Annotated in this window: 9 protein-coding genes; all 9 read left to right on the top strand. The window is 43.1% G+C overall.

The genetic code is table 11. The features are described 5' to 3' along the window. The first annotated feature begins 13 nt into the window (after positions 1 to 13). Positions 14 to 1429 (top strand): quinol:cytochrome C oxidoreductase, encoded by a 1416-nt coding sequence (locus ACFQ1G_RS07725; RefSeq protein ID WP_380738213.1) that lies wholly within the window; start codon positions 14 to 16, stop codon positions 1427 to 1429. Between the two features lie 29 nt (positions 1430 to 1458). Beyond that, complete coding sequence (locus ACFQ1G_RS07720) at positions 1459 to 2553, top strand: cytochrome c oxidase subunit II (RefSeq protein WP_380738211.1); 1095 nt, start codon at positions 1459 to 1461, stop codon at positions 2551 to 2553. A gap of 54 nt (positions 2554 to 2607) precedes the next feature. Continuing rightward, positions 2608 to 4425: a cytochrome c oxidase subunit I gene (locus ACFQ1G_RS07715; RefSeq protein ID WP_380738209.1), complete on the top strand. Its 1818-nt coding sequence runs from the start codon at positions 2608 to 2610 to the stop codon at positions 4423 to 4425. 87 nt (positions 4426 to 4512) lie between these two features. Continuing rightward, a complete protein-coding gene (gene ruvB / locus ACFQ1G_RS07710) occupies positions 4513 to 5535 on the top strand; it encodes a Holliday junction branch migration DNA helicase RuvB (RefSeq protein ID WP_380738206.1) in 1023 nt (340 codons plus the stop codon). Between the two features lie 52 nt (positions 5536 to 5587). Continuing rightward, positions 5588 to 6907, top strand: coding sequence for a cytochrome P450 (locus tag ACFQ1G_RS07705; protein ID WP_380738204.1), 1320 nt, complete (start codon positions 5588 to 5590; stop codon positions 6905 to 6907). Positions 6908 to 6983: 76 nt separating this feature from the next. Next, positions 6984 to 7910 carry a tRNA epoxyqueuosine(34) reductase QueG gene (gene queG, locus ACFQ1G_RS07700; protein WP_380738202.1) on the top strand — a complete coding sequence of 309 codons (927 nt, stop codon included), beginning with the start codon at positions 6984 to 6986 and terminating at the stop codon, positions 7908 to 7910. A gap of 64 nt (positions 7911 to 7974) precedes the next feature. Then, positions 7975 to 9900 carry a trehalase family glycosidase gene (locus ACFQ1G_RS07695; protein ID WP_380738200.1) on the top strand — a complete coding sequence of 642 codons (1926 nt, stop codon included), beginning with the start codon at positions 7975 to 7977 and terminating at the stop codon, positions 9898 to 9900. Between the two features lie 88 nt (positions 9901 to 9988). Then, a complete protein-coding gene (locus ACFQ1G_RS07690; protein WP_380738198.1) occupies positions 9989 to 12283 on the top strand; it encodes an NADP-dependent malic enzyme in 2295 nt (764 codons plus the stop codon). A 143-nt stretch (positions 12284 to 12426) separates the two neighbouring features. After that, positions 12427 to 13008, top strand: coding sequence for a Holliday junction branch migration protein RuvA (ruvA, locus tag ACFQ1G_RS07685; RefSeq protein ID WP_380738196.1), 582 nt, complete (start codon positions 12427 to 12429; stop codon positions 13006 to 13008). The last annotated feature ends 1 nt before the right edge of the window (position 13009 follow it).

The following is a 13009-nucleotide window of genomic DNA, read 5'->3' as shown; positions in this document are numbered from 1 at the left end:
AGATATATCAAATATGTACACGCTATCCAGTAAATTAAAATTATTTTCTATCATTCTTATGGTGGTAGGTCTGTTAGGCTTGGTCTACGGATTTATTGCTGCGCCTTCAACTATAGAAGATGTAAAGGAATATGTTGCTTCTCACGGTGAACATGGCGAACACGGAGAAGGGCTGGAAACTCCTCTTTCCGGTCAGGCTGAGGACGAATTGGAAGATGATGCAAAAGGCTATGATTATGTTCAGAGTGAGCATGAGGTAGAAACTCAAAGAACTGACGAAGCTGACCACGGAATGTTGTTAGATGAAGAAGGTGGTCACGATCAGGAACACCTTGAGCACTTATTGCACCAGTTGCAGAATAAACCATGGGCTGCTTTATATGTAGCTGCATTTTTCTTTTTTATGATCGCTTTGGGAGCATTGGCTTTCTATGCCATTCAATATGCTGCGCAGGCAGGTTGGTCTCCGGTATTGTTCCGCGTAATGGAAGGGATCACCGCTTACCTTTTACCGGGTAGTTTGATCGTATTCGCTTTGTTGTTGCTTTCCGGTTTACATTTTAACCACCTTTTCGTGTGGATGGATCCTGAAGTAGTTGCACATGACGAGATCATTCAGAATAAATCAGGATACCTTAATGTTCCTTTCTTCCTCATCAGAGCTGCGATCTATATTGCCGGATGGAACATTTTTAGATATTTCATGAAGAAGTACTCGCTTAAACAGGATGAGTCTTCAGATAACACTTATTACAAAAAGAACTTTAAGCTTGCTGCAGGATTCCTTGTATTCTTTATCGTTACTGAGTCTATGATGGCTTGGGACTGGATCATGAGTGTTGACCCACACTGGTTCAGTACACTGTTTGGATGGTATGTATTCGCCAGCTTGTTTGTATCTGCTATTACTACCATTGCTTTGGTAACTATCTACCTTAAATCAAGAGGATATTTGCCATACGTCAATGACAGCCATATCCATGACCTTGCGAAGTTCATGTTCGGGATCAGTATTTTCTGGACCTACCTTTGGTTCTCTCAGTTCATGTTGATCTGGTATTCCAATATTCCTGAGGAGGTGACATACTTTGTTACCCGTATCGAGGATTATGGTCTTGTATTCTTCGGGATGGTAGCCCTAAACTTTATATTCCCGTTATTATTATTAATGAACAGTGACTTCAAGCGTGTTAACTGGTTCGTTGTAATGACCGGTATCGTGATCTTATGTGGTCACTACTTAGATATTTTTGTGATGATCATGCCTGCGACGGTAGGTGAATCATGGTTCATTGGTATTCCTGAATTAAGTGCGCTGGCATTCTTTGGAGGATTGTTTATTTTTGTGGTATTCAATGCGTTAACCAAAGCGCCTTTATTGGTGACTAAGAACCCATTCAGAAAAGAAAGCGAGCATTATCATTATTAAGAAAGATTGTTTAAAGAAGAAATTATAAAATGACTGTATTTTTAATCATTATAGTAGTAGCGCTTTTCGCGATAACTGTTTGGCAACTTTCCAAAATATTCCAGTTATCCAGGAGTACGACAGGTCATGATGACAATGAGATTGCCACTGACAAGGATAACCGCAAGCAGGGTAATTATATGTTGACTTTCGGGATCGCGTTTTATGTTTTCATGATCTACAACTTCTGGAGCTTTGGAGACCGCGCATTACCTGCTGCCTCTTCTGAGCACGGACTTCAATATGACAACCTGTTGTTAATTACAATGGCGGTTATCATGTTTGTACAGGTCATCACTCAGGGGTTATTGTTCTATTTCTCTTTTCAATACAAGGGAGAAAAAGGGAAGAAAGCTCTTTTCTTTGCAGACAATGACAAACTTGAATTTATCTGGACCATCATTCCGGTGATCGTACTTGCAGGTCTTATCATTTACGGTCTTTTCACCTGGAGTGATATTATGGACATAGATCAAGAGGAAGATCCTATCGTTATTGAACTTTATGCAAAGCAGTTTAGCTGGAACGCGCGTTATGCCGGAGAGGACAATGTTCTTGGAAAGGCCAATGTTCGTTTTATTGAAGGAGCTAACACACTTGGTGTTGATGTAAGCGACGAGTATGCTTATGATGATGTTGTTACTACAGAGCTTCATCTTCCGGTTGATCGTCCTGTTCTTTTCAAAATGAGATCTCAGGATGTATTGCACTCAGCTTATTTCCCTCACTTTAGAGCTCAAATGAACGTAGTGCCTGGAATGATCACTCAGTTCTCCTTTACTCCAACTGTAACTTCTGAAGAGATCAGGGATACAGAGTACATGAGAGATAAAGTAGCAAGGATCCAGGAGATCAGAAAAGAGAACAGCAAGATATTAATGGAGCAGGGAGAAGAACCACTTCCAGATTATGCTCAATTCGAATATTATCTCTTGTGTAACAAGATATGTGGGGTTGCTCACTACAATATGCAAATGAAAATAGTTGTGGAGACTCAGGCTGAATTTGATGCCTGGATGGCTGAACAAAAGAAATTTGGTGAGACCATTGAGCCTTTAGATGGGGCAACAGCTTCCACAAAATAAGCTGAAGTAGAAGTAGCACAGGTAGAAAAATAATTAAGTTAAGATTAGTAGAATATGTCAGTAGAAGGACAAGCACAGGTTAATGAACACGCTCATGATGATCATCACCATGAGGGTACTTTCATAACGAAGTATATTTTTAGCATGGACCATAAGGTTATTGCCAAGCAATACCTTTTCACGGCTCTTATCATGGGGATTATAGGGATAGCAATGTCTGTATTCTTCCGTATGCAGATCGCATGGCCAGCTGAATCTTTCAAGATCTTTGAGATGTTTCTTGGGAAATGGGCTCCAGACGGGGTGATGAGTCCTGAGATCTATCTTGCTTTGGTTACTATTCACGGTACCATCATGGTATTCTTTGTACTTACTCAGGGATTGAGTGGTACGTTCAGTAACCTTTTGATTCCACTTCAAATTGGAGCCCGTGATATGGCTTCAGGATTTATGAACATGGTTTCTTACTGGTTGTTCTTTATCTCCTGTATCATTATGTTAGGATCTTTATTTGTTGAAGCAGGACCTGCTTCTGCAGGATGGACTATCTACCCTCCTTTAAGTGCCCTTCCACAGGCAATTGGAGGATCTGGTCTTGGGATGACTCTTTGGTTGACTTCTATGGCCATCTTCATCGCATCTTCCTTACTTGGATCGCTTAACTACATTGTAACAGTAATTAACCTTAGAACTAAAGGAATGTCAATGACTCGTTTGCCATTGACTATCTGGGCTCTTTTTGTTACTGCTATTATCGGGGTGGTTTCTTTCCCGGTTCTTTTATCAGCAGCTTTGATGTTGATCATGGACAGAAGCTTTGGAACTTCATTCTTCTTAAGTGATATTTATATCAAAGGTGAGGTATTGCATTATCAGGGCGGATCTCCGGTTCTTTTTGAGCACCTGTTCTGGTTCCTTGGTCACCCTGAGGTTTATATCGTGATCCTTCCGGCAATGGGTATCGCTTCAGAGATCCTTGCTACCAATTCACGTAAACCAATTTTTGGTTACCGTGCGATGATCGCATCTATCTTGGGTATTGCGTTCCTTTCTACGATCGTTTGGGGTCACCACATGTTCGTGTCTGGTATGAACCCATTCCTTGGATCTGTATTTACCTTTACAACTTTATTGATCGCGATCCCTTCCGCAGTAAAAGCGTTTAACTGGATCACGACCATCTGGAAAGGTAACCTTCAAATGAACCCATCTATGCTATTCTCTATAGGATTCGTTTCAACTTTCATTACTGGAGGTTTGACCGGGATCGTTCTGGGAGATAGTACACTTGATATCAACGTTCATGATACGTATTTCGTTGTAGCTCACTTCCACCTAGTAATGGGTATTTCTGCTCTTTACGGAATGTTCGCGGGTATCTACCACTGGTTCCCTAAGATGTTCGGAAGAATGATGAACAAGAACTTAGGGTTCATTCACTTCTGGGTTACCATAATTGGAGCTTACGGGGTATTCTTCCCGATGCACTTTGTTGGAATGGCGGGTCTTCCTAGAAGATACTATGACAACACCGCGTTCCCATACTTTGATGACCTTGCAGATATCAATGTTTTGATCACAATTTTTGCTATCATCACTGCCTTGGTTCAATTGGTATTCCTTTATAACTTTATCCATTCTATTTTCTTCGGAAAGAAAGCAACTGCCAACCCTTGGAATGCAAATACGTTAGAATGGACTACTCCTGTAAAAGGTATCCACGGGAACTGGCCTGGAGAACTTCCAACTGTTTACCGTTGGGCGTATGACTACAGTAAAACAAATGAAAAAGGGGAATATGTGATCCCCGGACAGGATTTTGCACCGCAAACAGTGCCGCTTCAAAAAGATGAAGAGGAGTTGAACCACTAGGTCAAAGCCTGAATTAGATAAAAGAAAAAGCCTTTTCATTCCGAAAAGGCTTTTTCTTTTATCTTTGTTGAACCTAAAAAATTGACAATGAACGAACACCTTGATCCTACAGGGGAAAACTTTTCTTCTGAAGAAATGGATATCGAAAGAGCCTTAAGACCCCTTGAATTTGATGATTTTGCGGGTCAGGATCAGGTTTTGGATAATTTGAAGGTGTTCGTGGAGGCTGCCAATCAAAGAGGGGAAGCCCTTGACCATACGCTCTTTCATGGACCTCCGGGGCTTGGTAAGACCACTTTGGCGCATATCCTGGCCAATGAGCTTAATGTCGGGATAAAGGTCACCTCTGGCCCTGTATTGGACAAACCGGGTGATCTTGCTGGACTGCTTACAAATCTTGATGAAAGGGATGTGCTCTTCATTGATGAGATCCATCGATTAAGCGCTGTGGTAGAAGAGTACTTGTACTCGGCCATGGAAGATTACAAGATCGATATCATGATCGAAACAGGACCGAATGCGCGGTCTGTCCAGATAAATCTGAATCCTTTTACCCTTATTGGAGCTACTACCAGAAGCGGATTGTTAACAGCGCCTATGCGTGCCCGTTTCGGGATTTCCAGCCGACTGGAATATTACACCACTGAATTACTTTCTGATATCGTTCAGAGAAGTGCTCAAATCTTAAAAGTTCCTATCACTATGGAGGCGGCCATTGAAATTGCAGGTCGTAGCCGGGGAACTCCGCGTATCGCCAACGCGTTATTAAGAAGGGTTCGTGATTTCGCCCAGATCAAAGGGAATGGGAAGATCGATATAGAGATCGCCAGGTACAGTTTAAAGGCGCTCAATGTAGATGCCCACGGCCTTGATGAAATGGATAATAAGATCCTTACAACCATCATCGATAAGTTCAAGGGCGGTCCCGTTGGGATAACTACCCTGGCAACTGCGGTTAGTGAAAGTGCCGAAACTATCGAAGAGGTGTACGAACCATTCCTAATCCAACAAGGTTTTATTGTGAGAACTCCAAGAGGTCGTGAAGTAACCGAAGCCGCTTACAGGCACCTTGGCAGAGAGCGTGGAGGCATCCAGGGAGGACTCTTCTAAAATGCCCTTTTTGAAACCCTTTTGGGTTATAAACTTTTGTATTTTGTAAATCATGAAACAAATTCCGACAGTTTCGCAGTTAAGGTTCTATGCCAATGCCGGTCGGATTTTGCGTAATCCGCTTCCATTTCATCACCAGATTTTCACAGAGTTGGGCGATACCTTCAGGCTGACGATAGGTCTGGGACAGAAGGTTGTTTTTTCCCGCGATGCCGGGTTTGCCGAATATGTGCTTCAGAAGAATTATAAGAATTACACCAAATCTCCCATCCAGACGGTAGACCTTGCCAAATACCTTGGTCACGGACTCCTTACCGCGGAAGGGGAGTTGTGGAAGAAACAAAGAAAATTGATCCAGCCTGCTTTTCACAAGAAGCAGCTTAAATCCCTTTTAGACAGCATACGTGAAGCCATTCTGGGAGAGCTTAAAATGATAAAACCCGGCAAAAAAATGGACATTTTTCCGGTGTTCAATGACCTGGCATTCCAGACCGTTGTAAAATCGCTTTTTAGCAGTGCTGTAGGACAAAAGGAGATCGACCGGCTTCAATATATTACCGAAGCCGCTCAAAAAATGCTGGTAAAGGAATTGCGACAACCATATTTGAACTGGTGGTTCAAAATGAATGGCAGTATCAAAAGAAGTGTGGATCTCACCCATGAGGCTCGAGGGATTCTGAATACGCTCATTGAAGAGCGGGAAACTTCAGGAGTAAGGGAAAATGACTTGTTGGATATGTTACTGGACGCCCGTTATGAAGATGGTACGGCCATGGCCCGTGAACAATTGATAGATGAGATCCTGATACTTTTTACCGCAGGCCATGAGACTACTTCAAATGCGTTGACATTTACCTGTGAATTGCTGGCCAGGAATTCTGGGGTACAGGACAAAATTGCCTCCGAAGTGGAAAAGGCAAGATCAGAATCTGAAAACCTCTTTGAGTTTATTCAGCAGTGCTCATACACCCAGCAGGTGATCGAAGAATCCATGCGATTGTATCCGCCGGCATATTTCATAGACCGTGTGAATGTGGAAGACGACGAATTTGAAGGCATGTTCATCCCAAAGGGATCGAATCTGTTGTTCTCACTTTACGAGATCCATCGCCATGAAAAATACTGGGAACAGCCTGAAACTTTTGATCCAGATCGCTTTTCGGAAGGAAGACGCAGCAATTATTTTCCGTTTGGTGCCGGGCCTCGAAAGTGCATTGGCAATAATTTTGCGATGTACGAGATGGTGATGACAATAGCTGAGTTGATCTCAAAATACGAGTTGAGTACCTCCAAAAAGGAGATTGAGATGCTGCCTCTGATCACGCTGAAACCTAAAAATGCTATCCTGAAATTTACACCACGCAGTTCCTGAGCTTTTAAAAATTCTTCCTCAAAAACCGTAAATTTGCATGCCTTCTGAAAAACCCTTTTTCGTAGACCAGTAAAGAATGAACACTGCTGCTAAATATACCGCCCAGATCAAAGCCGAAGCCGAACGCCTTGGTTTCCTGTCCTGCGGGATATCGAAAGCGGAATTTTTGGAGGATGAAGCGCCCCGCCTGGAAAATTACCTCAAGAATAACATGCACGGCGAAATGAGGTATATGGAAAATCATTTCGATAAACGCCTCGACCCCACCAAACTCGTTGAAGGTTCAAAAAGTGTCATTTCCCTGCTGCTTAATTATTATCCCGAAACCACCCAGCGGGAAGACACTTACAAGATCAGTAAATACACGTATGGTACCGATTACCATTTTGTGATAAAGGATAAACTGAAGCACTTGCTGGAGTTTATGAGGCAGGAGATAGGAGAGGTTGACGGTCGCGCTTTTGTAGATTCTGCGCCGGTGCTGGATAAAGCCTGGGCAGCTAAAAGCGGACTAGGCTGGATCGGGAAGAACACTAACCTGCTCTCTAAAAAGTTGGGATCTTTCTTTTTTGTGGCCGAATTGATCGTGGACCTCGAACTGGAATATGATTCCCCTGTCACCGATCACTGCGGAAGTTGCACAGCCTGTATAGACGCTTGTCCCACTGATGCGATCGTGGAACCCTATAAAGTTGACGGCAGCAAATGTATTTCTTATTTCACGATAGAACTGAAAGATCAATTGCCCACCGAAATGAAAGGGAAATTTGATGACTGGATGTTTGGCTGTGATGTTTGCCAGGATGTGTGCCCGTGGAACCGTTTTTCAAAACCGCATTCTCAGCCATTATTTGATCCCCATCCGGAATTGCTTTCCATGAGCAAAAAGGATTGGGAGGAGATCACCGAGGAAACTTTCCGGAAGATATTCAAGAAGTCGGCGGTGAAAAGGACAAAATTTAGCGGACTCACCCGCAATATTCAGTTTTTAAAAGACAGTTAATAGTCTGTGTAAGTTTTAAGCTAAGATTGGATTTTGTAAATTAAAGACTGCAAAATTCAATTCTATGGTCCTCAGGAAATGGTTTCTAACACTTTTACTGCTTTCTATCTCTGTTTCCGGATTTTCCCAGGATCCTGAATTTATTCTGAATATAGAACATGAAATGTCGCGGCTACTTTCGCAAGCAGATACAGATGAGGATAAAAAGATCACCGTTGAAGACAGCATAAAAAGCCCTTTTTGGATGCTGAGTCAAAAAGGGGATTCTGTGAGCCTTTCTAAGGTCTATTATCTTTCAAACTTACTTCAGGAATTGGCTTTAGCCGATATTCAAGGCAAGGATAGTCTGCAGATCTCACTGAGAAAGATCAGGGAAGAACCTGCCACCCGAATTTCACGAAGGATCAAAGATTTTTTCTGGGATGATCTCACCCGAAGCATCGACCGTAAAGGGCTTAAGCATATTTTGAAGGACACAAAAGCTTCGGGAGATGTCCGGCGTTTGTATGTTCCGGCTACAGATTCTGTTGGGATCGAATATTACCTGGATCTGCAAAAGGAGTATCCTGATTTTAAGATGGAGGTCCTTCCGAAGAAAATAACACCGGAGTATGTTAAATCGATCAATGATAAACCCGGACTCCTGGCCCTGAAAATAGAAAATGGGATGGGTGTGCCATTTGTGGTTCCGGGCGGCCGCTTCAATGAAATGTACGGCTGGGATAGTTATTTTGAAGGAGTAGGGCTGCTGATCGATGACTGTATCGATCTTGCCAAAGCAATGGTCGACAATTTCGTGTACCAGATAGAACACTACGGGAAGATCCTCAACGCCAATCGTTCCTATTATCTAACCCGAACTCAGCCACCATTCATGAGTTCCTTTGTCAGGGAAGTTTTTGAAGCTTCCGAAGAAAAGAACAGCGATTGGCTAAGAAGATCTTTGGAGGCCGCGATCCAGGAATATGAGGAAGTCTGGATGAAGCCAGGAAAAAGACTGACGGCAAATGGCCTTAATCGCTATTACGCGGAAGGGATCGGGATCCCACCTGAGACTGAAAAAGGGCATTTCGACGAGGTTCTTTCTGAATATGCCAAAAAACATGGGATGTCGCTGGAAGATTTTGTTACCGGGTACAGTTTGGGAGAGATAAAAGACGAAGAATTAGATCAGTATTTCAGGCACGACAGAAGTGTAAGGGAAAGCGGTCACGATACCTCCTGGAGACTCGAAAACCGGGCGGCCCACCTGAACACTGTTGACCTCAATTCGCTGCTGTATAAGTACGAGAAGGACTTTGAATTTTTGATCGGGAAATATTTTGATGGTTATTTCACAACTTCATCCGGAAGATCATACACTTCAGGATACTGGCATGAAAAAGCCGATTTTCGAAAGGTATTAGTGAACCTTTTTCTGTGGGATGAAATAAAAGGCGGCTACTTTGATTACAACTTCAAAAAGGGGAAAAGGATCGGGTATATTTCGGCTACTAATTTTTATCCGCTTTGGGCTGGAATAGCTTCCGAAGAACAGGCAGAGAAGATGCTTGTTAATCTATTGAACGATCTAAAAGCCAGCGGAGGTATACTCGCGAGTGCGAAAGTTTCCGTAGAAGAGACCGCGACAAATGAAGTGCAGCGGCAATGGGATCATCCAAATGGATGGGCGCCTCATCAAATGCTTTTGTGGGAAGGTTTGCTGAATTACGGTTACGAGAAAGAGGCGCATGATTTGATATATCGCTGGCTGTACATGATCACTAAAAATGCGGTAGATTATAATGGCACGATCCCCGAAAAATATGATGTGGTGAACAGGACGCATAAGGTGTATGCCGAGTATGGCAATGTTGGGACCGAGTTCGATTATATCACTACTGCAGGCTTTGGCTGGATGAACGCTTCTTATCAATTGGGGCTTTCCCTGCTTCCGAAAAAGTATATTGAGAAACTAAATGAGCTGGTGCCGCCGGAATCGGTTTTTTAACAACAAAATCAATCAATCCCATCCCGAATTTACTTAGCATTTAATTAAGAAAAACCTACCTTTGTTTGTCCTGAAAAATACGGGAACTATGAGTAACGAACGTAAACGTCGTGAAGCCCTCGTCTATCACGCCAAGCCGCACCCCGGAAAAATACAGGTGGTGCCAACCAAAAAATATTCTACCCAAAGAGATCTTTCATTAGCCTATTCCCCCGGGGTTGCAGAACCCTGCTTGGAGATCCATAAGGATAAGGAAAACGCTTATAAATATACTACCAAAGGAAACCTGGTGGCCGTTATTTCAAACGGTACAGCTGTCCTTGGCCTGGGAGACATTGGTCCAGAGGCTTCCAAGCCGGTAATGGAAGGGAAAGGTCTTCTTTTTAAGATCTTTGCCGATATCGATGTTTTTGACATTGAAGTGGACACAAAAGATGTGGATGCTTTCGTGGAAACCGTGAAAAACATCGCTCCTACTTTTGGAGGGATCAACCTGGAAGATATTGCCGCGCCGGAAGCTTTTGAAATTGAAAAGCGTCTGAAGGAAGAATTGGATATTCCGGTGATGCACGATGATCAGCATGGTACTGCCATTATCTCATCGGCTGCTCTTATCAACGCTTTAGAACTTGCGGGTAAAAAGATCGGAAAGGTGAAAGTAGTGATCTCAGGAGCGGGATCTGCGGCCATTGCCTGTGCGAACCTGTATGTCGCTATGGGAGTGAAGCTGGAAAATATCGTCATGTTCGATGTCAACGGGGTACTTCATACCGGTCGAACTGACCTTTCAGACCTTCAGAAAAGGTTTGCGGTCAAAAAACAATACAAGAACCTGGCTGAGGCTATGGAAAAGGCCGATGTTTTCCTCGGACTTTCGGTAGGAAATATCGTGACCCCGGATATGCTGAAGAAAATGGCGAAAAACCCGATCGTTTTTGCCATGGCCAATCCAAACCCTGAAATTGATTACGACCTGGCCTGTGCTACCCGTAAGGATATCATCATGGCAACAGGGAGAAGTGATCATCCTAACCAGGTGAACAATGTGCTTGGTTTCCCTTTCATCTTCCGTGGAGCTTTAGATGTTAGAGCGACCAAGATCAACGAAGAAATGAAGATGGCAGCCGTGAAAGCGCTGGCACGCCTTACCAAAGAGCCTGTTCCGGAACAGGTGAATATAGCATATGGTGAAACCCGATTGAACTTTGGAAAGGATTATATCATTCCGAAACCTTTCGATCCAAGACTTATCACAGAAGTTCCTCCGGCGGTAGCGAAAGCTGCAATGGAAACGGGTGTGGCGAAAAATCCTATTCACGACTGGGAGAAGTATGAGGATGAGTTGCTCGAAAGAATGGGTAACGATAATAAGATCACCCGTTTATTGATGAACAGGGCTAAAATGGATCCTAAAAAAGTGGTCTTTGCCGAGGCAGATCACCTGGATGTCCTTAAGGCTGCTCAGATCGTTCATGATGAAGGGATCGCGCAACCTATACTTTTAGGAAGAAAAGATGTGATCGAAGAATTGATGAGGGAGATCGACTTCCATGCTGCAGATGTAGTGATCATCGATTCAAAATCTGATGAAGAAAAAGATCGCAGAAACCGTTACGCGGAAGTTTTCTGGAACTCTAGAAAGCGAAAAGGGGTTACCCGTTATGATGCCCAATTAATGATGAGAGAGCGAAATTATTTCGCTGCCATGATGATCAATGAAGGAGATGCTGACGCGTTGCTTTCAGGTTATTCCAGATCTTATCCAACGGTATTAAAACCTTTCCTCCGACTTATCGGGAAGGCAAAAGGGGTTTCAAAAGTCGCTGCAACTAACTTGATGAACACTTCCAGAGGTCCGCTTTTCATTAGTGACACTTCGGTAAATATTAATCCAACCGCCAAGGAACTGGCCAAGATCGCGCAAATGACGGCTCGTACCGTTAGGTTGTTCGGGATGGAGCCTGTAATGGCGATGATCTCGTACGCAAACTTTGGTTCTTCCAGTGATGAGAATGCTGAAAAAGTGAAAGAAGCAGTGGCTTACCTTCATAGATTCTATCCTGATCTCACAGTGGACGGTGAAATGCAAACTGACTTTGCCCTGAACAAAGAATTACTTCAGAAGAAATTCCCGTTCTCAAAACTTGCCGGAAAAAAGGTGAACACGCTTATTTTCCCTAACCTGGATTCTGGTAACAGTACCTACAAGCTGATCAAGGAACTGAATAAAACCGAGTCTGTGGGTCCTATTTTGATGGGAATGAATAAACCTGTACACGTTCTTCAACTAGGAGCCAGTGTAGAGGAAATTGTAAATATGACCGCTGTTGCGGTAGTAGATGCTCAGGAAAAAGAGCGCAAAGCCCGAAAAGACGGTATGTAAAATAGCAATTATAGAATTGATTAAAAGGCTGTTGGATTTCCGGCAGCCTTTTTTCATTTTTAAGATCAAAATCGGGGAATATTTTTCCTTTTTCGCCGTCCCGTTAATTTTACTACATTTGAGTCACCAAGCCAATTTAACACATGATCCACTCCATTAAAGGCCAACTCGTTGAGAAAAATCCAACGAATGTAGTTATTGACTGCAACGGAATTGGTTATTTCATTCACATTTCTCTTCACACGTATGGTCTTATTCCTTCTTCGGAAGCGATTAAACTATATACACATCTTCAGGTAAAAGAAGATTCTCATACCTTATTCGGGTTTTGGGAAAAGACAGAGCGGGAAATATTCAGATTATTAATATCGGTATCCGGAGTGGGAGCGAGTACGGCACGAACGATGTTGTCATCGCTGGAGCCAAAGCAGATTATGGAAGCCATTGCCGCCGGGGATGTAGCGACGATCCAGAGTATTAAGGGAATTGGAGCGAAAACGGCCCAGCGTGTGATCTTGGACCTTAAGGATAAAATTTTGAAGGTGTTCGGACTCGACGAAGTTTCGGCGCCTATAAGCAATACAAGTCGGGAAGAAGCGTTATCTGCTTTAGAGACTCTTGGTTACACCCGTAAGCAATCTGAGAAAGTTGTAGATAGAATTGTTAAGGAAGCCCCCGATGCTACAGTAGAGACACTGATAAAGCTTGCATTAAAAAAATTATAAA

It is taken from the genome of Salinimicrobium gaetbulicola (assembly GCF_042676025.1).
Classification (GTDB): Bacteria; Bacteroidota; Bacteroidia; order Flavobacteriales; family Flavobacteriaceae; genus Salinimicrobium; species Salinimicrobium gaetbulicola.
Note: the sequence above shows the minus strand (reverse complement) of the source record. Positions and strands in the feature narration are given on the sequence as shown.